At 71.2% G+C, this 24,659-nt stretch carries 19 protein-coding genes; 8 read left to right on the top strand and 11 right to left on the bottom strand.

Features of this window, described 5'->3' with window-relative positions:
- Positions 1 to 9 precede the first annotated feature (9 nt).
- On the bottom strand, positions 10 to 477 hold the full coding sequence (locus ACFWBY_RS20445; protein WP_385342301.1) for an RDD family protein: 468 nt from the start codon (positions 475 to 477) through the stop codon (positions 10 to 12).
- Between the two features lie 185 nt (positions 478 to 662).
- Between ACFWBY_RS20445 and glnA the strand changes: the two genes are divergently transcribed.
- Complete coding sequence (gene glnA / locus ACFWBY_RS20440) at positions 663 to 2,072, top strand: type I glutamate--ammonia ligase (RefSeq protein ID WP_385342299.1); 1,410 nt, start codon at positions 663 to 665, stop codon at positions 2,070 to 2,072.
- A gap of 91 nt (positions 2,073 to 2,163) precedes the next feature.
- A complete protein-coding gene (locus ACFWBY_RS20435) occupies positions 2,164 to 2,481 on the top strand; it encodes a MazG-like family protein (RefSeq protein ID WP_385342297.1) in 318 nt (105 codons plus the stop codon).
- A 46-nt stretch (positions 2,482 to 2,527) separates the two neighbouring features.
- On the opposite strand, the gene ACFWBY_RS20430 is transcribed toward ACFWBY_RS20435, so the two are convergent.
- Positions 2,528 to 3,190, bottom strand: a complete 663-nt coding sequence (locus tag ACFWBY_RS20430; RefSeq protein ID WP_385342295.1) for a TetR/AcrR family transcriptional regulator — start codon at positions 3,188 to 3,190, stop codon at positions 2,528 to 2,530.
- Between the two features lie 88 nt (positions 3,191 to 3,278).
- On the opposite strand from ACFWBY_RS20430, the gene ACFWBY_RS20425 reads away from it, so the two are divergent.
- Positions 3,279 to 4,049 carry an SDR family NAD(P)-dependent oxidoreductase gene (locus ACFWBY_RS20425; RefSeq protein WP_385342293.1) on the top strand — a complete coding sequence of 257 codons (771 nt, stop codon included), beginning with the start codon at positions 3,279 to 3,281 and terminating at the stop codon, positions 4,047 to 4,049.
- Between the two features lie 33 nt (positions 4,050 to 4,082).
- Here the strand turns inward: ACFWBY_RS20425 and ACFWBY_RS20420 are convergent, their stop codons facing one another.
- The 6 genes from ACFWBY_RS20420 to ACFWBY_RS20395 form a co-directional block, all read right to left on the bottom strand.
- Positions 4,083 to 4,601, bottom strand: a complete 519-nt coding sequence (locus tag ACFWBY_RS20420; RefSeq protein WP_385342291.1) for a DUF4240 domain-containing protein — start codon at positions 4,599 to 4,601, stop codon at positions 4,083 to 4,085.
- A gap of 123 nt (positions 4,602 to 4,724) precedes the next feature.
- Positions 4,725 to 7,409: a pyruvate dehydrogenase (acetyl-transferring), homodimeric type gene (aceE, locus tag ACFWBY_RS20415; protein WP_385342289.1), complete on the bottom strand. Its 2,685-nt coding sequence runs from the start codon at positions 7,407 to 7,409 to the stop codon at positions 4,725 to 4,727.
- A 257-nt stretch (positions 7,410 to 7,666) separates the two neighbouring features.
- On the bottom strand, positions 7,667 to 8,290 hold the full coding sequence (locus tag ACFWBY_RS20410; protein WP_385342307.1) for a GntR family transcriptional regulator: 624 nt from the start codon (positions 8,288 to 8,290) through the stop codon (positions 7,667 to 7,669).
- Positions 8,291 to 8,522: 232 nt separating this feature from the next.
- On the bottom strand, positions 8,523 to 10,277 hold the full coding sequence (gene sucB / locus ACFWBY_RS20405) for a 2-oxoglutarate dehydrogenase, E2 component, dihydrolipoamide succinyltransferase (RefSeq protein ID WP_385342288.1): 1,755 nt from the start codon (positions 10,275 to 10,277) through the stop codon (positions 8,523 to 8,525).
- A 57-nt stretch (positions 10,278 to 10,334) separates the two neighbouring features.
- The gene (gene lpdA, locus ACFWBY_RS20400) at positions 10,335 to 11,723 is read right to left on the bottom strand and encodes a dihydrolipoyl dehydrogenase (RefSeq protein WP_385342286.1); all 1,389 of its coding nucleotides are present in this window, start codon (positions 11,721 to 11,723) and stop codon (positions 10,335 to 10,337) included.
- A gap of 312 nt (positions 11,724 to 12,035) precedes the next feature.
- Positions 12,036 to 13,565 carry a leucyl aminopeptidase gene (locus ACFWBY_RS20395; protein ID WP_385342284.1) on the bottom strand — a complete coding sequence of 510 codons (1,530 nt, stop codon included), beginning with the start codon at positions 13,563 to 13,565 and terminating at the stop codon, positions 12,036 to 12,038.
- A 346-nt stretch (positions 13,566 to 13,911) separates the two neighbouring features.
- On the opposite strand from ACFWBY_RS20395, the gene ACFWBY_RS20390 reads away from it, so the two are divergent.
- From ACFWBY_RS20390 to ACFWBY_RS20370, 5 genes are all read left to right on the top strand, one after another.
- Positions 13,912 to 15,936, top strand: coding sequence for a hypothetical protein (locus ACFWBY_RS20390; protein ID WP_385342282.1), 2,025 nt, complete (start codon positions 13,912 to 13,914; stop codon positions 15,934 to 15,936).
- Positions 15,937 to 16,039: 103 nt separating this feature from the next.
- Positions 16,040 to 17,569 carry a GT4 family glycosyltransferase PelF gene (gene pelF, locus ACFWBY_RS20385; protein WP_385342281.1) on the top strand — a complete coding sequence of 510 codons (1,530 nt, stop codon included), beginning with the start codon at positions 16,040 to 16,042 and terminating at the stop codon, positions 17,567 to 17,569.
- Positions 17,566 to 19,095 (top strand): hypothetical protein, encoded by a 1,530-nt coding sequence (locus ACFWBY_RS20380; protein ID WP_385342279.1) that lies wholly within the window; start codon positions 17,566 to 17,568, stop codon positions 19,093 to 19,095. Before pelF ends, ACFWBY_RS20380 begins: the two co-directional genes overlap by 4 nt.
- 66 nt (positions 19,096 to 19,161) lie before the next feature.
- On the top strand, positions 19,162 to 19,821 hold the full coding sequence (locus tag ACFWBY_RS20375) for a spherulation-specific family 4 protein (RefSeq protein ID WP_385342305.1): 660 nt from the start codon (positions 19,162 to 19,164) through the stop codon (positions 19,819 to 19,821).
- A complete protein-coding gene (locus tag ACFWBY_RS20370) occupies positions 19,818 to 20,645 on the top strand; it encodes an endo alpha-1,4 polygalactosaminidase (protein WP_385342277.1) in 828 nt (275 codons plus the stop codon). Before ACFWBY_RS20375 ends, ACFWBY_RS20370 begins: the two co-directional genes overlap by 4 nt.
- Before the next feature lie 56 nt (positions 20,646 to 20,701).
- Here the strand turns inward: ACFWBY_RS20370 and ACFWBY_RS20365 are convergent, their stop codons facing one another.
- From ACFWBY_RS20365 to ACFWBY_RS20355, 3 genes are read right to left on the bottom strand one after another with little or no spacing between them, the layout of a single operon-like run.
- On the bottom strand, positions 20,702 to 21,922 hold the full coding sequence (locus tag ACFWBY_RS20365) for a sensor histidine kinase (RefSeq protein WP_385342275.1): 1,221 nt from the start codon (positions 21,920 to 21,922) through the stop codon (positions 20,702 to 20,704).
- A gap of 34 nt (positions 21,923 to 21,956) precedes the next feature.
- On the bottom strand, positions 21,957 to 22,676 hold the full coding sequence (locus ACFWBY_RS20360; protein WP_385342273.1) for a hypothetical protein: 720 nt from the start codon (positions 22,674 to 22,676) through the stop codon (positions 21,957 to 21,959).
- Positions 22,673 to 24,406, bottom strand: a complete 1,734-nt coding sequence (locus ACFWBY_RS20355; protein WP_385342303.1) for a phosphatidylglycerol lysyltransferase domain-containing protein — start codon at positions 24,404 to 24,406, stop codon at positions 22,673 to 22,675. Before ACFWBY_RS20355 ends, ACFWBY_RS20360 begins: the two co-directional genes overlap by 4 nt.
- Between the last annotated feature and the right edge of the window lie 253 nt (positions 24,407 to 24,659).

The raw sequence follows: 24,659 nt of genomic DNA, 5'->3' as shown, positions 1-24,659 counted from the left end.
GACCTGGCCTCAGATGCGGACCTGGACGGCGTGGCTGACGCGGTCGTGCAGTCCGCGGCCGTCGCGGTCCCAGACCAGGGCGGGGATGACCAGGGCGAGGAGCACGGTGCGCAGGACCACGCGCCCGATGCCGAGCCGGCTGCCGTCCTGCCGGATGACCCGGATTCCCAGGATCCGCTTCCCGGGGGTGAAGCCCACGGTGCCGACGGTCAGGATGCTCAGCACCACGAAGAGCCCCAGCGTCCAGTTGCCCGCGCCGGTCCAGTCGCGGCCCGTGATCAGCCCGTATGCGATCAGCTGGCAGGCCAGCCAGTCGATGAGCACGGCCCCGAAGCGCCGGCCGAAACGTGCGACCGAGCCGGGCCCCTGCTGCGGCAGGCCGAGCTGCTTGCCGGGGTACCCGAAGTCGACGCCCATCTGCTCGGCGGTCTCGCGGGGGCCGGAGAGCCAGGATCCGATTGCTTGCCTCTTGTCCACCCGGACACGGTACCTGTGGTGCTTCCCGCCGTTCCGGCCGGACCCTGGTTAACTTGTGCGAAACAAATGGGTCATGCTTGAGAAACCCCGTCTGCTTATGGTCGGGTCAGCGTGCGGCACCGCACTGACGCACCACTAGCTATAAAGCCCGCCCCTGCCCCGGGGTCGGGAGTAGGAGGAGTTGGATGTTCAAGAACGCCGACGAAGTGAAGCAGTACATCGAGGAGAACGACGTCAAGTTCGTCGACGTCCGCTTCTGCGACCTGCCTGGTGTCATGCAGCACTTCACCATCCCGGGGCGGGCGTTCGACCCGAACGAGGAGCTGGCCTTCGACGGCTCCTCGATCCGCGGCTTCCAGGCGATCCACGAGTCCGACATGGCGCTGCGTGCCGACATCACCACCGCGCGTCTGGACCCGTTCCGCAAGGACAAGACGCTCAACATCAACTTCTTCATCCACGACCCGATCACGGGTGAGGCCTACAGCCGCGACCCGCGCAACATCGCGAAGAAGGCCGAGGCGTACCTCGCCTCCACGGGCATCGCCGACACCGCGTACTTCGGCCCCGAGGCCGAGTTCTACGTGTTCGACAGCGTGCGCTTCGCGACCACCGCGAACGAGAGCTTCTACCACATCGACTCCGAGGCCGGCGCCTGGAACACCGGTTCCGAGGAGAACAACCGCGGCTACAAGGTCCGCTACAAGGGCGGTTACTTCCCCGTCGCCCCGGTCGACCACTTCGCCGACCTGCGCGCCGAGATCTCCCTCGAGCTGGACGCCCAGGGCCTCCAGGTCGAGCGCCAGCACCACGAGGTCGGCACCGGTGGCCAGGCCGAGATCAACTACAAGTTCAACACGCTGCTCGCCGCGGCCGACGACCTGATGCTCTTCAAGTACATCGTGAAGAACGTCGCCTGGCGCAACGGCAAGACCGCGACCTTCATGCCGAAGCCGATCTTCGGTGACAACGGCTCGGGCATGCACGTGCACCAGTCGCTGTGGGCGAACGGCGACCCGCTGTTCTACGACGAGGCCGGCTACGCGGGCCTCTCGGACACCGCCCGCTACTACATCGGCGGCATCCTCAAGCACGCCCCGTCGCTGCTGGCGTTCACCAACCCGACGGTGAACTCCTACCACCGTCTGGTCCCGGGCTTCGAGGCGCCGGTCAACATGGTGTACTCGCAGCGCAACCGCTCCGCCGCCATGCGCATCCCGATCACGGGCTCGAACCCGAAGGCCAAGCGCGTCGAGTTCCGCGCCCCGGACCCGTCCTCGAACCCGTACCTGGCGTTCTCGGCCCTCCTGCTGGCCGGCCTCGACGGCGTCAAGAACAAGATCGAGCCGATGGAGCCGATCGACAAGGACCTCTACGAGCTCTCCCCGGACGAGCACGCGAGCGTCCCGCAGGTCCCGACCAGCCTCGAGGACGTCCTCAAGGCGCTGGAGGAGGACCACGAGTACCTCCTGGCCGGCGGTGTCTTCACCCCCGACCTCATCGAGACCTGGATCGACTACAAGCGCACCCACGAGATCGCGCCGATCGCCCAGCGCCCGCACCCGCACGAGTTCGAGCTCTACTTCGACCTCTAAGCCGTGCCGTGCTGACGCACTGATCGCCCGGAGCCCCGCCCCTTCCTTCGGAGGGGGCGGGGCTCCGTCGTCGTGGCGCTACTTTCGGGGGATGGACAACGTGTGGAAGACCATCGGGGCGCTCGCGGCGCGGTTCGACGAGCACGACCGGGAGCGCGGGGTGGAGCCGCAGGAGAGCATGACGCTGCAGATCCTGAAGATCGGCGAGGAGTTCGGCGAGGCCGCGCAGGCGGTCATCGGGGCCAAGGGGACGAATCCCCGCAAGGGGCACTCGCACACGTGGAGCGACGTGGAGTCGGAGGTCGCCGACGTCATCGTCACGGCGATGGTCGCGCTCGCCCGGATGCGGCCGGACGCCCCCGCGTTCTTCGCCGAGCACCTGAGGGAGAAGTCCGAGCGGTTCCTCTGACCCGCCGGGTCCGCCTGGGAGTGGCCGCGGCCCGCCGGGACCGGCCTCAGGCGGAGGCGCGGAGCAAGGGCATGGCGCCCGTCAGGTCGCGCAGGCAGCGGACCGCCAGTTCCGAGGGCGAGCCGGGGCCCGAGGCCGGCGTGTCCGTGGCCGACCACAGTTCCAGGGAGATGCGGATCGCGTCCGTCGCCGCGGCCGCGAGGAGGCGGACGGCGAGTGGTTCGGCCTCAGGGCCGGCGAGCCGGGCGACGACCGGGACCAGCCGTTCCTCGGAGTCCTGGTTGACCCGGTACCAGACCCCTCGCAGCGCCTCGTCGTCCGCGGCTGCCCGCAGCAGGCCGCGGGTGACCTCCAGGCCCTCCTCGAGCGCCTGGGGGTCGGTGAGGGAGCGGGTGACGGCGCGCTCCAGGGCCTCGGCGAGCGGGGTGCCCGGATCCTCCTCGGCGAGCAGGGCCCGCCAGGCGTCGCCGCCGACCGCGAGCAGGGGGCCGACGGCCTCCTGCTTGTTGCGGAAGTAGCGGTAGAACGTCCGCAGCGCCACTCCCGCGCGCAGGGCGATGTCCTCGGCGGTGGTGCCGTCGGGACCGTGCTCGGCGAAGAGCTCGCAGGCCGCGCGTGCGATGTCGAGCTGGGTGGCGGCCTTGCGGCGCTCGTTCAGCGACTGGGCTCCGGGGCCGGCCTGGGGAGCGTAGGGACGAGGGGATCTCACGGTGGGAAGGATACCTCGGTCACGGTGAGGTGAATGCATGTTTTGACATGCTGGCAAAACGTGTCACGGCGGGAGTACGCTCCTCCCCATGAACCGTTACGAAGGACGACGCGTCCTCATCACCGGCGGCGGCTCCGGCATCGGCCGGGCCACCGTCCACCGCATCCTCTCCGAGGGCGGCCGCGTCCACGCCGTGGACGTCAGCGAAGCCGGGCTCGAGACCACCGCCGAGCAGGCCGCAGCCGACGGGCACGCCGACCGCCTCACCACGGCCGTCCTCGACATATCCGACGAGGCGGCCGTCACGACCGGTGTCGCCACCGCCGCCGACGCCCTCGGCGGCATCGACGTGCTGGTCAACGCAGCCGGAATCCTTCGCTCCGCGCACACCCACCAGACCACGCTCGCATTCTGGAACCAGGTCATCGCGGTCAACCTGACCGGCACCTTCCTGATGATCCGCGAGTCGCTCCCGGCACTGCTGGCGGGAGAGCAGCCGGTCGTCGTCAACTTCAGCTCCACCTCGGCGACCTTCGCCCACCCCTACATGTCCGCCTACGCGGCCAGCAAGGGCGGCATCCAGTCCATGACCCACTCGCTGGCCGCCGAGTACAGCAAGCAGAACCTGCGCTTCGTCTGCGTGGCCCCCGGCTCCATCGAGTCCGGCATGACCACCGGCACCGGCCCCGGCCTGCCCGAGGACACCGACTGGAGCCTGTTCGCCAAGCTCGCCCCGGCTCTCGGCCAGGGCTTCGCCGGCCCGCACACGGTCGCCGGCGTCGTCGCCATGCTCGGCTCCGAGGACGGTGCCTTCATCACCGGCACGGAGATCCGTATCGACGGCGGTACGCACTACTAGGCCGTCCCGCGCCCGGATCCCGCCGGGCCTGCGTCAGGCCCTGAAGCGGTCCCACAGCCGGGGGAAGCGCTCCGCGAGCACGGCTTCGTTCTCGAAGTCCAGCGCGGTGCCCTCCGGCTCGGCCGCCTGCAGCGGGATGCCCAGATCCGGTGCGACCGAACCGGTCAGCTGCTCGTACGCCTCGTCGGCCGCGTACCCCAGCTCCTCGCCGTCCCCGTCGATCTCCTCGTCGAAGTCGCCGAGGAGCTCCGCCAAGTGGTCCGGGTCGTGCACCCCGCCCTCGAAGACCTCCCGCCCCTGGCCGATCAGCCAGCACCGGAAGTAGTCGAACGCGTCGTCGCTCGCCCCGTCGAGCAGCACCCACGCGGCGCCCCACAGGTCCCATGTGTACGCCCGGTTGTACCGGGACTCGAAGTGCCGGGCGAAGTCCAGGACGGAGTCCGGGTCGAGCTGCGCCAGCCGCTCCACGAGCAGCTCGGCGTGCTCCTCGGGGTCGCCGTCGGCGGCCTCGCGGGTACGGTCGACGATCTCCCAGAATTCCGTCTCGTCCATCACCGCTCCAGCATCACGGGTCGCCCCCCGTGCCGCCACCGCGCATACGGCCAAAGGCCGGTGTCCGACCCCCTGGAGGGTGGACACCGGCCTTCGGCGGTGCGTCGCGTACGGCGGCCGGGCTCAGAGCCCGTAGCGCTCCCGGGCCTCCTTGATGGAGGAAGCCGGTACCTCGCCGCGGCGGGCGAGCTGGGCGAGCGCGGCCACCACGATCGACTGGGCGTCGACGCCGAAGTGTCGGCGGGCGCCCTCACGGGTGTCGGACAGGCCGAAGCCGTCGGTACCCAGTGAGGTGTAGTCCTGCTCGACCCACTGGCTGATCTGGTCCGGGACCTGACGCATCCAGTCGGAGACGGCGAGCACCGGACTGGTGACGCCCTCCAGCGCGCGGGTGACGAACGGAGTGCGCATTTCGCCGCGCAGCAGCGCCTCGTCGCACTCCAGCGCGTCGCGGCGCAGCTCGCCCCAGGAGGTGGCGGACCAGACGTCGGCGGCCACGTTCCAGTCGGCGGCGAGCAGCTTCTGCGCGTCGAGCACCCAGTGGATCGCCGTACCGGAGGCCATCAGCTGGATCTTCGGGGCGTCGGCGGCCGGGGCCGCCTCCGCCAGGTCCGCCGCCGTGTTGAAGCGGTAGAGGCCGCGCAGGATGCCCTCTTCCACGCCCTCGGGCATGGCCGGCTGCACCTTCGGCTCGTTGTAGACCGTCAGGTAGTAGAAGACGTCTTCCGGCTTGTCGCCGTACATCCGGCGCAGACCGTCCTTGACGATCACCGCGATCTCGTACGCGAAGGCCGGGTCGTAGTTGAGCGACGCCGGGTTCGTGGACGCGATCAGGTGCGAGTGGCCGTCCGCGTGCTGCAGGCCCTCGCCCGTCAGGGTGGTGCGGCCGGCGGTGGCGCCGACGATGAAGCCCTTGCCGAGCTGGTCGGCGAGCTGCCACATCTGGTCGGCGGTGCGCTGCCAGCCGAACATCGAGTAGAAGATGTAGAAGGGGATCATCGGCTCGCCGTGCGTCGCGTAGGACGTGCAGGCGGCGATGAAGTCGGCCATGGCGCCGGCCTCGGTGATCCCCTCGTTGAGGATCTGGCCGTCCTTGGCTTCCTTGTAGTACATGAGCTGGTCGCGGTCGACCGGCTCGTACGTCTGACCCAGCGGCGAGTAGATGCCGGCCGAGGGGAAGAGGGACTCCATGCCGAAGGTGCGGGCCTCGTCCGGGACGATCGGCACCCAGCGCTTGCCGGTCTCCTTGTCCCGCATCAGGTCCTTGACGAGCCGGACGAAGGCCATGGTGGTGGCCATCTCCTGCTTGCCGGAGCCCTTGAGCAGCGGGGCGAAGGAACGGTCCGCCGGAGCGGGCAGGGCCACGTGCTTGACCTTGCGGGCCGGGGCCGGGCCGCCGAGCGCGGCGCGGCGCTCGTTGAGGTACTGGACCTCGGGGCTGTTCGCGCCCGGGTGTCCGTACGGGACCTGGCCGTCGGCGAAGGCGCTGTCCGGGATCGGGAGGCCGAGGAGGTCGCGCATGTCCTTGAACTCGTCGATCGTCAGCTTCTTCATCTGGTGGTTCGCGTTCTTCGACTCGAACCCGGCACCCAGCGTGTAGCCCTTGACGGTCTGCGCGAGGATGACCGTCGGCGCGCCCTTGTGCTCCAGGGCGGCCTTGTACGCGGCGTAGACCTTGCGGGGCTCGTGGCCGCCGCGCGAGCTGTGGAAGCACTCGGCGATCTTGGCGTCGGAGAGCAGGCCGCCCAGCTGCGCGAGCTCGGCGTTGGCGCCGAAGAAGTGCCCGCGGATGTAGGCCACGTCGCGGGTCGCGTACGTCTGGAACTGCGCGTCGGGTACCTCGCGCAGGCGGCGCACCAGGGCGCCCGTGGTGTCGAGCTGGAACAGCTCGTCCCAGGCGGAGCCCCACAGCGACTTGATGACGTTCCAGCCGGCGCCGCGGAACTGGGCCTCCAGCTCCTGGACCACGCGGAAGTTGGCGCGGACCGGACCGTCGAGGCGCTGCAGGTTGCAGTTGATGACGAAGGTCAGGTTGTCGAGCTGCTCGCGGGAGGCGAGGGCCAGGGCGGCGGTCGACTCGGGCTCGTCCATCTCGCCGTCGCCCAGGAAGGCCCAGACGTGCGAGTTGGCGGTGTCCTTGATGCTCCGGTTGTGCAGGTAGCGGTTGAAGCGCGCCTGGTAGATCGCGGAGAGCGGGCCGAGGCCCATGGACACCGTCGGGAACTCCCACAGCCAGGGCAGGCGCCGCGGGTGCGGGTAGGACGGCAGGCCGTTGCCGCCGGACTCCTGGCGGAAGTTGTCGAGCTGCTGCTCGGACACGCGGCCGTCGAGGAAGGCACGGGCGTAGATGCCGGGGGAGGCGTGGCCCTGGATGTAGAGCTGGTCGCCCGATCCGTCGGCCTCCTTCCCGCGGAAGAAGTGCTGGAAGCCGGTCTCGTAGAGCCAGGCCGCCGAGGCGAAGGTGGCGATGTGGCCGCCGACGCCGTACTTGGAGCCGCGGGTCACCATGGCGGCCGCGTTCCAGCGGTTCCAGGCGGTGATCCGGGCTTCCATCGCCTCGTCGCCGGGGAACTCGGGCTCCGCGGCGGTGGGGATGGTGTTGACGTAGTCCGTCTCGAGCAGCTTCGGCAGGGCGAGGCCGGCGGCCTCGGCGTGCTGGAGGGTGCGGCGGAGCAGGTATTCGGCGCGGCGCGTACCGGCGGCCTTGGCGACTGCGTCGAGGGAGGCCGCCCATTCGGCGGTCTCCTCGGTGTCGCGGTCCGGGAGCTGGTCGAGCTCGCTCGGAAGCTTTCCTACGGGGTCGGACATCGGTGTGCGCCGCCTTCCGGACAAAGGAGAGGTGGTGGAGAAAACCCTGACGGGCAGGACAGGGGTCGTGCGAACCCGGGTGGGGTCCGCGACGACTGTAAAACGCTGATCGATGATCGATCAAATGAAAGTGGAAAAGAAACGTCCATAGGGCAAAAGTCGGCACCGGGTGCCAAGAAAGAAGGCACCCAGTGCCGGGTAAATCGGTGCAAAGCGGACAGGAATCGGCAGGTGCACCAGCGGACCGGAGGGCGGGATCAAGCCCGCGGCGCGCACCCCAGGACATGCCGCTTCACGAGCAGGCCGATGTCCGGATCCTGATTGCGGAAGGCGTGCACGAGGGCCTCGTGCTCCTCCGCGTAGGACTTCTGGACGGTTCCCAGCCACCGGATGGACAGGGCCGTGAAGACCTCGATGCCCAGCGACTCCCACGTGTGCAGCAGCACGCTGTTGCCGGCGGCCCGCACCATCTCCCTGTGGAAGCCCACCGTGTGCCTCACCTGGGCCGTGCCGTCCGCGCTGCGGTCGGCGTCCCACAGGGCCGCCACGTGCGGCTCCAGGGCCGTGCAGTCGAGCGCGAGACGGGGCGCGGCCAGCTCGGCGGCGATCTGCTCCAGGCCGGCTCGGACCGGATAGATCTCCTCCAGGTCCGCCGCCGACAGGTTCCGTACGCGCACGCCCTTGTTCGGAGCCGACTCGATCAGCCGCAGCGTCTCCAGCTCGCGCAGGGCCTCGCGCACGGGCGTCTGGCTGACCTCCAGCTCGACGGCGATCCGGCGCTCCACGATCCGCTCACCGGGCTTCCAGCGCCCGCTGACGATCCCCTCCACGATGTGCTCGCGGATCTGCTCGCGCAGCGAGTGCACGACGGGTGGGGTGATCATCGGGGCTTCATCTCCTGGTGGGTGTGCAGGGTCACGCGGGGCCTGATGCGTAGACAATACGGCCGCTCCGGTCGTCGCGATGCGTTCCGGGTCGGGGGCGCAGGGTGAGGCTGGTTACAGGTCTCCCGACAGGCCCGCCCGCAGGACGACGACGGCGCCCCCGCCCGGGACTTGTGTCCGGGCGGGGGCGCCGTGCGCGACAGCTGCTGCCGCTCTGTCGCGGAGAGCCTTACAGGCCGAGCTCGACCTCGAACTCGCCGGCCTCGAGGATCGCCTTGACGGCGGAGAGGTACCGGGCCGCGTCCGCGCCGTCCACCAGGCGGTGGTCGTAGGACAGGGTCAGGTACGTCATGTCGCGGATGCCGATGTTCGTGCCCTCGGCGGTCTCGATGACGACCGGGCGCTTGACCGTCGCGCCGATGCCCAGGATGGCGACCTGGTTCGGGGGCACGATGACCGTGTCGAACAGCGCACCGCGCGAGCCGGTGTTGCTGATGGTGAAGGTCGCGCCCGACAGCTCGTCCGGCGTGATCTTGTTGCCGCGGACCTTGGAGGCCAGGTCGGCGGTGGCCTTGGAGATGCCCGCCAGGTTGAGGTCGCCGGCACCCTTGATGACCGGGGTCATCAGGCCCTTCTCGGAGTCCACGGCGATGCCGATGTTCTCCGAGTCGAAGTAGGTGATGGTGCCCTCGTCCTCGTTGATCCGGGCGTTGACGACCGCGTGGGCCTTCAGCGCCTGGGCCGCGGCCTTGACGAAGAACGGCATCGGGGACAGCTTGACGCCCTCGCGGGCGAGGAAGCCGGCCTTGGCCTTCTCGCGCAGCTTCATGATCTTGGTGATGTCCACCTCGACCACGGAGCTGAGCTGCGCCTGCGAGTGCAGGGCCTTCATCATGTTGTCGCCGATGACCTTGCGCATGCGGGTCATCTTGACGGTCTGACCGCGAAGCTCGGAGACCGCGGCGGCCGGAGCCTTCGCGGCCGGAGCGGCGGACGGAGCCGGGGCGGCAGCGGCGGCCTTGGCGGCCTCGGCGGCGGCCAGGACGTCCTGCTTGCGGATGCGTCCGCCGACACCGGTGCCCGAGACGGCGCCCAGGTCGACGCCGGACTCCGAGGCGAGCTTGCGCACCAGCGGGGTCACGTACGCGCCCTCGTCACCGGCGGAAACCGGGGCGGCGGGGGCGACCGGGGCCGGAGCGGCCACGGGAGCCGGAGCGGCGACCGGAGCCGGGGCGGCCACGGGAGCCGGGGCGGCCACGGGAGCCGGGGCGGCCACGGGAGCCGGGGCGGCGACCGGAGCCGGAGCGGCGGCCGGGGCGGCAGCGGCGACCGGAGCCGGAGCGGCAGCGGCCGGAGCGGCCGCGGGGGCGGCACCCGCCGCGCCGATGACGGCCAGACGGGAGCCGACCTCGGCGTTCTCGTCCTCGGCGACCAGGATCTCCAGCAGGACGCCGGAGACCGGGGCGGGGATCTCGGTGTCGACCTTGTCGGTCGAGACCTCGAGCAGCGGCTCGTCGGCCTCGACGGACTCGCCGACCTGCTTCAGCCAGCGCGTGACGGTGCCCTCGGTGACGGACTCGCCCAGCGCGGGGAGCACGACATCGGTGCCGGAGGCGGCGGGAGCCGCGGCGGCCGGGGTCTCGGCGGCCGGGGCCGCGGGGGCCTCGGCGACCGGGGCCGGAGCGGCCGGGGTCTCGGCGACGACGGTCGCGGCGGCCGGAGCGCCGGCCGCGGCCGGAGCGCCCGAGCCGTCGTCGATGACGGCCAGCTCGGCGCCGACCTCGACGGTCTCGTCCTCGGCGACCTTGATGGAGGCCAGGATGCCCGACACGGGGGACGGGATCTCGGTGTCCACCTTGTCGGTGGAGACCTCGAGCAGCGGCTCGTCGGCCTCGACGCGCTCGCCCTCGGCCTTCAGCCAGCGGGTGACAGTGCCCTCGGTAACGCTCTCTCCGAGCGCCGGAAGGGTTACGGAAACCGACATGGTTTCAGTTGCTCCTAACGAATGTGCGGAAGTGGTCGGTCGTCGCGCCCGTGACGATCAGTCGTGGTTGTGCAGCGGCTTGCCGGCAAGTGCCAGGTGGGCCTCGCCGAGCGCTTCGTTCTGGGTCGGGTGCGCGTGGATGAGCTGCGCGACCTCGGAGGGAAGGGCTTCCCAGTTGTAGATCAGCTGGGCTTCGCCGACCTGCTCGCCCATCCGGTCACCGACCATGTGGATACCGACCACGGCACCGTCCTTGACCTGGACGAGCTTGATCTCGCCCGCGGTCTTCAGGATCTTGCTCTTGCCGTTGCCCGCGAGGTTGAACTTCGCGGCGATGACCTTGTCCGCGCCGTAGATCTCCTTGGCCTTGGCCTCGGTGATGCCGACGGACGCGACCTCGGGGTGGCAGTACGTGACGCGCGGGACGCCGTCGTAGTCGATCGGGACGGTCTTGAGACCGGCCAGACGCTCCGCTACCAGGATGCCCTCGGCGAAGCCGACGTGCGCGAGCTGGAGGGTCGGGACGAGGTCGCCGACGGCCGAGATGGTCGGCACGTTGGTCTGCATGTACTCGTCGACCAGGACGTAGCCGCGGTCCATCGCGACGCCCTGCTCCTCGTAGCCCAGACCCTGCGACACGGGGCCGCGGCCGATCGCGACCAGCAGCACCTCCGCCTCGAAGGTCTTGCCGTCGGCGAGGATGACCCGCACGCCGTTCTCGGTGTACTCGGCCTTGTCGAAGAAGGTGCCGAGGTTGAACTTGATGCCGCGCTTGCGGAAGGCGCGCTCCAGCAGCTTGGAGCTGTTCTCGTCCTCGACCGGCACGAGGTGCTTGAGGCCCTCGATGACGGTGACCTCGGAGCCGAAGGACTTCCACGCCGAGGCGAACTCGACGCCGATGACGCCGCCGCCCAGGATGATCGCGGACTCGGGCACGCGGTCCAGGACCAGCGCGTGGTCCGAGGAGAGGATGCGGTTGCCGTCGATGTTCAGGCCCGGCAGCGACTTCGGCACGGAGCCGGTCGCCAGCAGGACGTGGCGGCCCTGGACGCGCCGGCCGTTCACGTCGACGGACGTCGGCGAGGAGAGGCGGCCCTCACCCTCGATGTAGGTCACCTTGCGGGAGGCGACCAGGCCCTGCAGGCCCTTGTACAGGCCCGAGATGACCTCGTCCTTGTACTTGTTGACACCCGCGATGTCGATGCCCTCGAAGGTGGTCTTGACACCGAACTGGGCGGCCTCGCGAGCCGAGTCGGCGACCTCGCCCGCGTGCAGCAGAGCCTTCGTGGGGATGCAGCCGTTGTGCAGGCAGGTGCCGCCGAGCTTGTTCTTCTCGATCAGGGCAACGTCCAGACCCAGCTGGGATGCGCGCAGCGCCGCGGCGTAACCGCCACTGCCACCGCCGAGGATCACTAGGTCGAAAACGGTGCTGGCGTCGTTCGCCACGTCACGTCCTCCATGCATGTGCGCCGAGCACCGGTCCTCTGTGACCGGGGCGGCGGCTGGTAATCGGCCGCTTGTTTCTTCGGCCCTGTGGTGGGGGCCCTGTCCTGCCGAGAACCCATCTTCGCATTTGTCGGCGGAACGCGGGACGGCGGGCCCGGCCAGTGACGGGTCGATCTGCCCGAACCGGGGGTTACCGCTGCGTAGAAACCTACGGATTTCGTTGACAGTGAACAGGCCCCGGCCCCGATCAGAAAATCTGATCAAGGTCGGGGCCCGCCGGCCGCTGCCGGGTCGCGGCCTACGCCGGGAGCGTCAGCCCAGGTCGCCCGTGGCCGTGCGCTCGGCCAGCCGCACCAGGGTGCGCACGGCGGAGCCGGTGCCGCCCTTGGGGGTGTAGCCGTACGGGGCGCCCTCGTGGAAGGCGGGACCCGCGATGTCGAGGTGGGCCCAGGTGATGCCCTCGCCGACGAACTCCTGCAGGAAGAGGCCGGCCACCAGGCCGCCGCCCATACGGACACCCATGTTGGCGATGTCGGCGGTGGGGGAGTCCATGGACTTGCGCAGGTCCGCGGGGAGCGGCATCGGCCAGGAGGCCTCGCCGACCTCCTCGGCGATCTCGTGCACCGAGGTGCGGAAGGCGTCGTCGTTGGCCATGATGCCGAAGGTGCGGTCGCCCAGGGCCATCATCATGGCGCCGGTCAGGGTCGCGACGTCGACGATCGCGTCCGGGTTGTCCTCGGAGGCCTTGGTCAGGGCGTCGCCCAGGACGAGGCGGCCCTCCGCGTCCGTGTTGAGGACCTCGACGGTCTTGCCGCTGTACATGCGCAGGACGTCGCCGGGCTTGGTGGCGGAGCCGGACGGCATGTTCTCGGCGAGCGCGAGCCAGCCGGTGACGTTGACCTGGAGGCCCAGCTTGGAGGCCGCGACGACGGAGGCGAAGACGGCGGCGGCGCCGGCCATGTCGCACTTCATCGTCTCGTTGTGGCCGGCCGGCTTGAGGGAGATGCCGCCGGAGTCGTAGGTGATGCCCTTGCCGACGAAGGCGAGGGTCTTCTCCGCCTTGGGGTGGGTGTAGGAGAGCTTCACCAGGCGCGGCGGGTTCTCGGACCCCTTGCCGACGCCCATGATGCCGCCGTAGCCGCCCTTGATCAGGGCCTTCTCGTCCAGGACCTGGACCTTGATGCCGTTCTCCTTCGCGGTCGCGGAGGCGACGGCGGCGAAGGCCTCGGGGGTGAGGTCGTTCGGCGGGGTGTTGACCAGGTCGCGGGCGATGTTGACCTCGGTCGCGACGACGACGGCGCGCTCGGCGGCGGCCTTGTGCTCCTTGTCGCGCGGCTTGGCGCCGAGCAGGGCCACCTCGACGAGCGGAAGCTTCGGGCCGCCGTTCTTGGAGCCCTTCTTCTCGCCGCCCTGGTAGGCGGTGAAGGCGTACGCGCCCAGCAGCGCGCCCTCGGCGACGGCGGTGACGGCGGAGGCGTCGTCCAGGGGGAGCGCGAAAGCGGCCTTCTTGGAGCCGTGCAGGGCGCGGGCGGCGGCGCCGGCGGCGCGGCGCAGCGCCTCCTCGTCGTACGACTCGTCGGTCTCGGGGACGGGGCCCAGTCCGACCGCCAGCACGACCGGGACCTTGAGGCCGTCCGGGGCGGGCAGCTTGGTGATCTCGCCTTCGCCACCCGTGGCACCGAGCGCGTCGAGCACGGCGGCGAGCTTTCCGTCGTACGCCTTGTCCACGGCCTCGGCGCCCGCGGCCACGACGGGGCCCTTGGGGCCCTTCGCTACGCCGACGACGAGGGCGTCGGCGCGCAGCGTCGCCGGTCCGGCAGTGCTGAGAGTCAGAGCAGTCACGGTGGTGAATTCTCGCTTCCGTTTTGGTGGTGTGGGCCGAGAGGGTGGCCGGCCGTCCGTAGCGATCGTATTCGGGCCCGATGGCCGCCGGAAATGAGCCTACGCGCACGACGTCGTCCGCACGCCACTCGAAGGTTTGGCAAGTTGTTCGATCAAGAGGCCACCAGGTTCACCCATCTGTGGTCTCTGTTCCAGGTTTGCCCCTTAGACCTGACGAGGTCCGAGAAACTCGGTCCACTCTCGCAAGGGGACGCGGGGTTCCTTTGCATCATTTCCACAGAGCCTCCCCGGCCTGGCCCGAAGCCACCGGCCGAAGTCGAGGACGCCTGCGGGGGGAAAGGCCGAAATGGTCAACAAGAACCGGATGAACAGGCTCGCCGCCGTATGCTTCGCGGCTGCCATAGCATCCGTCGCGGTACCCGGAGCGGCCGCGCAGGCGGCCGTCACTCCGCGCATCGACCTGAGGGTGCTCGTCGTCGACGACGGAGGCAGCTCGGTCGAGGCGATCACGGCGGAACTCCGCGACACCGGAGTCCCGTTCACCCGTGTCGACCTGAGCAGCGGCAGCCGCCCGGTGGTCAACGCGGCGTTCCTCGCCGACACCGTCGACGGGCGGCCGCGCGCCAAGTTCCAGGGCGTGGTGCTGCCCAACGAGAACCCGTTCGGCGCGGGCTCGGCCGAGATGGCCGCGCTCGCCGCGTACGAGACGACGTACGGGATCCGCCAGGTGGACGCCTACACCTGGGCCCACCCGGGGGTGGGTCTGGAGTACACCGACAACGGCGGCTACAGCGGCACGCTCGACGGCACCCAGGCCGCCGTCACCCCGGCCGGCAAGGCGGGCCCCTTCGCCTACCTCGGGGGCCAGGTCGCCTTCGAGGACAACTCTGCGCTGATCCCGGAGAGCTACGGGTTCATGGCCAAGCCGAGGCCCGGCTACACCAGCTACGTCGACGCCCCCGTCGGCTCCGGACGGGCCTCCCTCGTCGGCGAGTACACCCACGACGGGCGCAGCGAACTGGTCGTCACCTTCGGCTACAACCAGTACCAGCAGCAGTTCCGGCTGCTGGCGCGCGGCATCGTCGAGTGGGTCACCCAGGGCGTCCACCTCGGCCAGGAGCGCAACTACTTCGCGGTCCACGTCGACGACGTCTTCGCCCCGGACGCCCGCTGGAGCAAGGAGCTCAACTGCACGCCGGGCGATTACGCCTGCGCGGGCGGCGAGGGCCAGGAGTCCACCATCCGGATGACGGCCGCCGACGCCCAGTACCTGGCGCAGTGGCAGACGTCCAAGAACTTCAAGCTCGACCTGCTCTTCAATGCGGGCGCGGGGGAGGAGTGGAAGGCGGAGCACGGCAACACCGACGCCCTGACCGCCCAGCTGATCGCCGACAAGGCGAAGTACCGGTGGATGAACCACACCTACACCCACCCGTTCCTCGGCTGCGTCCAGAACACCACCACCAGCCCGTGGACCTGCACGAAGAACGCCCAGGGCGCCGTCAACTGGATGAGCCGCGCGGAGATCTCGGCGCAGATCCGGGACAACAACAACTGGGCCGCCGGCAAGGGCATCACCCTCGACCGCTCCGAGCTGGTCACCGGTGAGCACTCCGGTCTCAAGACCCTTCCGCAACAGGGCCAGGACAACCCCAATCTGGCCGGCGCGCTCGCCGACAACGGCGTGAAGTGGGCGGGCAGCGACAACTCCCGCGAGCCCGTGCAGCGGCCGGTGGGCGCCGCCCTGACCGTCCCCCGGTACCCGATGAACGTGTACTACAACACGGGCACCAACGCCGAGATGGCCGACGAGTACAACTGGATCTACACCAGCCGGGCCCACGGCGGCAGCGGCATCTGCGAGGACAACCCCGGCACCTCCACCTGCCTCCCGGCCCCGCTCGACGCCGGCACCGGCTACCTGGACTACATCGTCCCGGCCGAGGCCAGGACCGCCCTGCGGCACGTCCTGAACAACGACCCGCGCCCGCACTACGTCCACCAGAGCAACCTCGCCGAGGACCGCACCCTCTACCCGGTGCTCAACCAGGTCCTCGACTCCTACCGCACGCTCTACGCGCCCAGCGCGCCGATCGTGAACCAGAGCATGAAGGACACCGGCGTCGAGCTCCAGCGCCGCGCGGCCTGGAACGCCGCGGTGGCCGCCAACCAGGTCACCGCCTACCGCATCGGCAAGGACGTCACCGTCAAGACGCCCTCCGGAGTCGTCGCCCCGCTCACCGCGCCCGCCGGCACGAAGAAGCAGCTCCTGCTCGGCACCGCCGACTTCGGCACCGCCTACGCCGGGTCCCGGTCCACGTGGGCGGCCCCCGAACTGCTCCAGAGCGCCGTCACGCTCCACATGCCCTGACCACCGGGCCGCACGACCGAGCCAGCCACACGTACCACCTAGCGCCGGCGCTCCGCGAACCACGGGCGCCGGCCCCTTTTCCGTCCTTGGGGGGACACACCGCATGAGCCATGGGCGCCATGTCACCATGCTCACCGAAGGCACCTACCCGCACGTCCACGGGGGCGTCAGCACCTGGTGCGACCAACTGGTCCGGGGTATGCCGGAAGTCGACTTCAACGTCATAGCCCTGACCGGCTCGGGACGCGAGCCGGTCACCTGGGAACTACCGCGCAACGTCTACCGCCACACCGCCGTTCCGCTCTGGGGCCCCGCGCCGGCCAGGAAGATGCGTTCCGGCCTGCGGGGCAAGGCCCAGCGCCGCTTCACCGAGACCTACGAGGCCTTCCTGCTCTCGCTGCTCGACCCGGCCCGCGGGGGATTCTCCGAAGCCCTGCGCGAACTGACCCTGCTGGCCCGCTCGGGCCGGCTCGCCCCGGCCCTGCGCTCCGAATCCGTCCTGCGCCTGCTGATGGCCGTCTGGACCCGCCCCGGCCTCGCGACCGCCGACGCCGAACCCACCGTCCACGACGCGCTCACCGCCACCGACCTGCTGGAACACGCGCTGCGCCCGCTGTCCGTGCGGATCCCGCCCGACAGCGTCGCCCACGCCGTCAGCAGCGGACTGGCCACCCTCCCGGCGCTCGCCGCCAAATACCTCGACAAGGTCCCCTTCCTCCTCACCGAGCACGGCATCTACCTGCGCGAGCGCTACCTCGGCTACCGCAGCGCCGAACAACGCTGGCCCGTAAAGGCCCTGATGCTCGGCTTCTACCGCGAGCTCAACACCGAGGGCTACCGGCAGGCCGACCTGATCACCCCGTGCAACCAGTACAACCGCCGCTGGGAGGAGCGCGGTGGCGCCGACTCCGAGCGGATCCGCACCGTCTACAACGGCGTCGACCCGCACGCCTTCCCCGAGGCCGGCCCCGAACCGGAGGTCCCCACCCTCAGCTGGTGCGGCCGGATCGACCCGATCAAAGACCTCGAAACCCTCATCCGGGCCTACGCGTTCATGCGCGAGGAGCTGCCCGCCCTGCGGCTGCGCCTCTTCGGCCCGGTCCCGGCAGGCTGCGAGGAGTACAAGCTCACGCTGGAGAAACTCGCCGCCGAGCTGGGGGTGACCGACGGGATCTCGTACGAGGGCCGCATCGAACGGGTCGCCGAGGCCTACGCGGCCGGCTCCGTCGTCATGCTCTCCTCCATCAGCGAGGGCTTCCCCTTCTCCATCATCGAAGCCATGTCCTGCGGCCGCACCACCGTCTCCACCGACGTCGGCGGAGTCCGCGAGGCCGTCGGGGACACCGGCCTCGTCGTGCCGCCGCGCGAGCCCGAGACCATGGCCCGCGCCACCCTCGCCCTGCTCCGCGACGACGAACGCCGCGCCGAGCTGGGGCGGATGTCCCGCAGGCGGGTGGTCGAGAAGTTCACGCTCCACCAGTCCGTGGACGGCTTCCGGCACATCTACCGCGGCCTCGCCCACGAGCACCGTGCCGCCCAACCCGTCCTGCCCGTCCACGTGGGCGACGCGTGGACCCAGCGGATCGCCGACCCCTGGCACAAGGAACTGGCCGCCGACGGGAGCCTGTGGTGAGCGGATCACTTTGGCTGAAAGTGCCCGGTGGGGACACCCTCCCGGCCGTCCCGCGGCCCCGCCGGGGCGCGACGCCCGCCGCGGATCCGATGGACGAACTCGCCCGGCGCCTCGACGTCCTCGTCGCCGCCGCCGTCCACCCCGACGAGATCGCGGCGATCCTCGAATCCGACGGGATGACGGACGAGCACATCCGGCTCACCTACGGACGGCGGGACTCCTTCGGCCTCGCCGAAGAGCTCTACGCCCGGGTCCCGCGCTCCTTCCCGGAGCCCGACCGCGTGCCCGACCCCTGGAAGGTCCCCCTCACCGCCTGCCTCCTGCGCGGGCTGATCTTCGCCCTGCCCGGTCTCGCCTACCTGCTGGGCGCGCCCCTCCTGGAGGGCCCCAAGGACCGGCTGGGGCTGCCCGCCGGGACGCTGACCCTCCTCGCCGGGGCCCTGATCGGCTGGGTCTGGGACCAGACCCTGTCCCACCGGGCGTACTCCTGGCTCGGCCTCGGCGACCGGGCCGCCGCCGGGCGGACCCTGCTGCTCGGCGCCCCCGCGGGGGCCCTGCTCGGCACCGCCGCCGCGCTGTCGGTGCCCGGCGGGCCCCCCTTCTCCTACGCCTTCGCCGCCGGCCAGGCCCTGTACGTCGGGGCCGCCACCGTGCTGCTCGTCCTGGGGCGGGAGCGGGCGCTGCTCGCCGCGCTCGCGCCGATGGCCTGCGGGGCACTGCTCACGCTCCTGGTGGAACTGCCCGTTCCGCTGCGGGTCGGCCTGCTGGCGCTCTCCCTGCTGGCCGCCTGCGCGCTCGCCCTGCGCGAACTCCCGGTGGCCCGCGGCGTACGCGCCCTGGTGCTCCGGATCCGGGGCTGGAGCGAGCGCCGGCCGGGCGAACGGGGCCCGGTGCGCTGGCAGATGCTGCGCGGCGCCGAGGAGGAGTACGCGCCGCGCGGCCCCCGGCTCGGGGACTCCGTCCCCTACGGGGTCTTCGGCCTGGGCACCGGCCTGCTCGTGCTGTACGCCGCCCTGGGAGAAGTGCTCGCGGGCGGCCCCGCCGAGGCGGTCGCGGCCCCCTCGGCGGTGGCCCTCACCCTCAGCATGGGCCCCGCCGAATGGCTGCTCCACCGCTTCCGCAGCGGCAGCCTCGCCGGACTGCGCGCGGCCCGCTCGCCCCGGCAGTTCCGGCTGCGGATGGCCGCCACCCTGGCCCGGTGCCTCGCCGCCTACCTCGCGGTGCTGCTGGCCCTCGGCCTCACCGGAACCCTGCTCTGGCCCGGCGCGCCCAGCCTGACCGGGATGCGCGCCGCCACCCTGCTCCTGCTCGGCGCCGTGATGTGGACCGGGCTCCTCCTGCAGTCCTTCGGGGCGGTGCGGCCCGCCGCGGTGGTCGTGGCCTCGGCCGCCGTCGCGCAGAGCCTGGCACTGCTCCTCGGGCTGGGGCAGCCGGGCACCGTACAGCTGACCGTCGCCGGGGCCGCGGCGCTCGCGCTCGGTACGCTCGTCTGCCTGCTGCTGGGCCGCGCGACGGCCCACCGCTGATGACGGCCCACCGCTGATGACGGCCCACCACCGACGCACGTGACCCCGTACGAGAAGAAGGACCCCATGCTGCTGGTGCCCCTCTACGAGCACCCCGCCGACCGGCCCGAGGACTGGGAACTGCTCATCCGCTCCGCCCCCCGGCTGCACTCGGTGGTGCTCAACCCCGACAGCGGGCCGGGCGACGCCCCCGACGAGCGGTTCGCCGTCGTCTCCGAGCGGCTGCGCGAGGCCGGGGTGCCCGTCCTGGGGTACGCCGACACCGACTACGGGCGCCGCCCGCACGCCGCCGTCGTCCAGGACCTGCTGCGCCACCGGGACTGGTACGGCACCGACGGGGTGTTCCTCGACCAGGCCGCCGCCGGACCGGAGTTCCTCGCGCACTACGGCCGGCTCGGCGTCGCCGCGCGGGCCGCCGGCGCCCGGACGGTGGTCCTCAACCACGGAGTGCACCCGCACCCCGGCTACGCCGAACTCGCCGACCTGCTCGTCACCTTCGAGGGCCCCTGGGACGCCTACCGGGACGCCGCCGCCGTACCGCCGTGGACGGCCGACCACCCCGCCCAGCGCTTCTGCCACCTCGTGTACGCCGTCCCGCCGGGCGCCGCGGCCGAACTCGCCGAGCAACTGGCGGCCCAGCGGGGGGCGGGCGTGCACTGCGCGGTCCCCGGGGCCGGCGCCCACCCGTGGGGGACCCTGCCGTACGCCCTGGAGGCCGCCGGATGAGACGCCCGTTCGCAGGCCGCCGCCTGCCGGCGCTCGTCACGCTGCTGCTGCTCGCGGCCTGCACGTCGGGCCCGGACGAGGAGGAGCTGCGGGACGACCTCTCGCCCGCCCCGGCGCCGGGGGAGCGCTGGCAGCCCGCGCCCGGCGTCAGCTGGCAGTGGCAGCTCACCGGGAAGCTCGACACCACCGTGAAGGCGGCCGTCTACGACGTCGACGGGTTCACCACCACCAAGGAACAGGTCGCCGGGCTCAAGGCGGCCGGCCGGCGGACCGTCTGCTACCTCTCCACCGGCGCCTGGGAGGACTTCCGGCCGGACGCCGACGCCTTCCCCCCGGCGCTGCGGGGCGAGGGCAACGGCTGGGAGGGCGAACGCTGGCTCGACATCCGGCAGCTCGCGGAGTTGGAGCCGCTGATCGCCGCACGGTTCGACATGTGCCGGGACAAGGGCTTCGACGCGGTGGAGCCCGACAACATGGACGCCTACCGCAACAGATCGGGCTTCCCGCTCACCGCCGACGACCAGCTGAAGTACAACCGGCTGATCGCGAAGCTCGCCCACGACCGGGGCCTCTCGGTGGGCCTGAAGAACGACCTGGACCAGATCCCGCAGCTGCTGGGCGACTTCGACTTCGCGGTCAACGAGCAGTGCATGCAGTACGACGAGTGCGACGCGCTCGCCCCCTTCGTGCGGGCGGGCAAGGCGGTCTTCCACGTGGAGTACGAGAAGCCCCTCGCCCAGTGGTGCCCCCGCGCCCGGGAAGCGAAGCTCAGCTCGTTGCAGAAGAAGTACGAACTGGGCGTCTGGCGCCAGGTCTGCCGGTAGGCCGGGGGCCTTTGCGGGCCCGGCAAGATCCGAAGGAGACGGCCTGCGGACAGCCCTCAGCCCACCGGGAGGATCGCGTGGACCCGGTAGCCGCCCCCGAAGCGGGGGCCGGCGAAGCAGGAGCCGCCCAGGGCGACGGCCCGCTCGCGCATCCCGAGCAGGCCGTGCCCGCCGCCGGCGTCCACCGGCTGCGGCGCGGAGTCGGCCGAGGTGCCGCCGTCGTCCAGGACGGTCACCTCCACCGAGCCGCCCACCCGGACCACGCTGACCTCGGCGTCCGCCCCCGGGCCCGCGTGCTTGCGGACGTTGGTCAGAGCCTCCTGGATCACCCGGTACGCCGCCAGGTCCACGGCGGCCGGCAGCGGGTCGCGGTCGCGGCCCAGCTGGAGCATCACCTTCACCGGCAGCCCCGCGTGCCGGAAGGTGTCCACGAGGTCGTCCAGCACGGCCAGCCCCGGCGCGGGCTCGGTCGGCGCCTCCGGGTCGCCGGACTGGCGCAGCAGCCCGACGGTGGCCCGCAGCTCGTTCAGCGCGGAGCGGCTGGCGTCGCGGACGTGGGCGAGGGCCTCCTTCGCCTGGTCCGGGCGCTTGTCCATGACGTGCGCGGCCACTCCGGCCTGCACGTTGACCAGGGCGATGTGATGGGCCACCACGTCGTGGAGGTCCCGGGCGATCCGCAGCCGCTCCTCGGCGACCCGCCGCCGGGCCTCCTCCTCCCGGGTCCGCTCGGCACGCTCGGCCCGCTCCTGGATGGCGTCGATGAAGGCCCGACGGCTGCGCACCGCGTCCCCGGCGGCCGCGGCCATGCCGGTCCAGGCGAAAATCCCCAGGTTCTCCTGCGCGTACCAGGGCAGCGGACCGGCCAGCATGGCGATGCCCGTCAGCCCGGCCATGGTGAGGAGTCCGACCTTCCACGTGGTGGGCCGGTCACTGCGGGAGGCCAGGGTGTACAGGGCGATCACCGCGCACATGGCGACGGGCGCCCGCGGCTCCCCGGTGGTCAGCTCCAGCAGCGAGAGCCCGATCGTCGCGGCCAGGACGGCGCGGGGCCGCCTGCGCCGCAGTACCAGGGCGGCCGCGCCGAGCACCATCAGCACCAGCGAGAGCGTCTCGGGGGTGCGGGTCCCGAAGGTCGGACCGTGGATGCCGTGCGGGTTGGCGAAGGAGCCGACGACCATGGCGACGAGCGCCCCGAGCGCGAGCACGGCGTCGCTGGCCAGCGGATGGTCCCGCGTCCACTGCCGGGCGGAGCCGAAGCGTCCGGGGTTCGTCGTCACCCCCGATACGGTACGGCCTGCCCGTACCCCACCCCTATGCCCTGGGCGAGGTCCGCGGCGGCGGGGCCGGCGGGCGGGCACCGAGGGGGGTGCGGGAGCGCGCGGGACCCCACTTGGCGCGCACGGAGCAGAGCACCATCACCGAGGCGATGGCCGCCAGGTGCTCCTTGCCCGCCAGGTTGTCCTTGAACAGCAGCTCGCCGATCATCACCACGATCACGACGGAGCCGGTCAGGTACGCCCCGTAGCGCCAGCAGACGTAGATCGCGAGCCCGACCACCGCCGCCGAGGGCCCGGTGTCGTTGACGATCCGGTCCGACACCGGCAGCCCGAAGGGGTCGTCGGCGCCGAGCGAGAGCCCGATCCGCGCGTACGTCGTCCCGGCCAGCGTGGCGACGTAGCCGATGGCCAGCGTGCGCCACCAGCCGATGCAGATCTCCGAGATCCCGAAGACCAGCAGGATCTGTGCGAGCGCACCCCACACCGGCAGGTCGAGCGCGGGCACGAACAGCGACAGGGGGGTCCGCAGCAGGGCCAGCCAGAGCGGGTCGACGGCTTTGACCGACCCGAGGTTCTGGACCGGCTGGAAGCCCCACGACGTGTTCTGCACGATCTGGAAGACCGACGTCAGACAGACCGCGCCGATCGTCATCGGGATCGCCCGCCACGTGTCGCGGACGAGCGCGTCCCGGATCGTCCGGTACAGGGGCCCCCACTCGCGGCGGGCGAACCGCCGCAGTGAGGCAGTCGTCAACGCTTGCTCTCCAGATGTCTGCGGTGCATCCACTTCGGCAGGCCGGGGGCTTCCAGGAACCCCTCGGCCCGGCCCGCCGCGATGCCGATCCGCAGCAGGTCCGAACTCTTCTCGAAGAGCATGAACCGCGGTTCCCAGATCGGCCGGTATTTGGCGTTGGCCCGGTAGAGGGACTCGATCTGCCACCAGCGCGAGAAGAAGCTCAGCAGCGAGCGCCACATGCGCAGCACCGGACCGGCGCCGAGCTTCGACCCACGCTCGAAGACGGACCGGAACATCGCGAAGTTGAGCGAGACCTGTGTGACACCGATCTCCTTTGAACGCTCCAGGAGTTCGATGACCATGAACTCCATCAGACCGTTCTCGGAATCCCGGTCACGGCGCATCAGGTCCAGGGACAGGCCCTTGGGTCCCCACGGCACGAAGGACAGCACGGCGCGCAGCGCGCCCTCGCCGTCGAAGCACTCCAGCATCACGCACTGGCCGTCGGCGGGATCGCCCAGTCGGCCCAGCGCCATCGAGAAGCCGCGCTCGGTCGCGCCGTCGCGCCAGTCGTCGGCGCGCAGCAGGAGTACGTCCATCTCGTCGGAGGGGATGTCGGCGTGGCGGCGGATCCGGACCGTGTACCCGGCCCGCTTGACGCGGTTGTAGGCCTGCCGGACGGTCCGCATGGCGCGGCCCTCCAGGGTGAACTCCGCGGTCTCGACGATCGCCTCGTCGCCCAGCTCCAGCGCGTCCAGTCCGTGCCGGGCGTAGATCTGCCCGGCTTCCTCGCTCGCGCCCATCACCGCGGGGACCCAGCCGTGCTCGCGGGCCTCGGCCAGCCAGGGGTCGATGGCGCCGGGCCAGGCCTCGGGGTCGCCGATCGGGTCGCCGGAGGCCAGTGAGACCCCGCCGACGACGCGGTAGGTGACGGCGGCCTTGCCGGTGGGGGACCAGATCACGGACTTCTCGCGGCGCAGCGAGAAGTAGCCCAGGGAGTCGCGGTCCCCGTGCCGGGCGAGGAGTGCGCGCAGCCTCTCCTCGTCGTCCTCGCCGATCGGGTCGACGGCGCGGCGCGAGCGGAAGGCGGCGAACAGGACGGCGAGCAGCAGCACCGTCGACATGACGTTGATGGTGACGTCCACCCAGCCGGGTGTGGTGATCGCGTTGTACGCCTTGCCGTCGGGGGCCAGGGTGATCAGCCGCATCACCCCGTAGCGCCAGCGGGCCAGGAACGGGGCGTCGCCGGCGTCCGGGTCGGTGTTGGTCGCGCCCACCAGCAGGGCGGCGACGAGCGAGGTCACCAGGAGGCCGATCGAGGCGACGAGGCTGGCCAGCAGCGGGTTGGAGCGGTCGCCCTTGGCGTAGAACTCCCGGCGGCCCAGCAGCAGGCCGCCGACGAAGAGAGCGGTCAGTGTGAAGGCCACCCAGTTCTGGGCGTGGGTGCGGAACTCCGGATAGCAGAAGTCGGAGGTCACGCCCGAGCAGGGGGTGAAGGAGGCGACGGCGGCCACGACGAACGCCAGCAGCGTCAGTCCGCTCAGTACGAGGTTGAGGATCCAGGCGGCCCGTTTGCGGCGGCCCATGGTGACGGTGAGCAGCAGCGAGAAGGCCGCGGAGGCGAAGCCCGCCGTGAGCAGGTACGGGGTGTAGAAGTCGGCGGTGCTGTGCCGGCGCAGGTCCTGGCCGAGCGAAACCCACACCGCGCTCAGGAAGTTGATGAAGGTGACGGCGCGCAAGTACCACACCGCGAAGGCGGCGCCGCGCCGCGAACGGACGCTTCCCCTGCCGCTCTCCCGGCCGTTGCCGGGGCCGTTCCCCTGGCCGGTTTCCCGGCCGCCCCCTGTCGTGCTGTTTCCGTTCGGACTCCCACCGGTTCCCCGGTCGGTCTTCCGCTCGGTCTCTGCGCTGGTCAAACGGACCTCTCCCATGAAAAGCGATGATATGGGGCGCCGCAGTCCGTGCTCGGTGTCCGGAGGACCCCCGGCCTGGTCAGGACAG

It is taken from the genome of Streptomyces sp. NPDC060049 (genome assembly GCF_042736715.1).
In the GTDB taxonomy this organism is placed as follows: Bacteria; Actinomycetota; Actinomycetes; order Streptomycetales; family Streptomycetaceae; genus Streptomyces.
The sequence above is the reverse complement of the archived record's forward strand: the minus strand, read 5'-3'. Positions and strand labels throughout refer to the sequence as shown.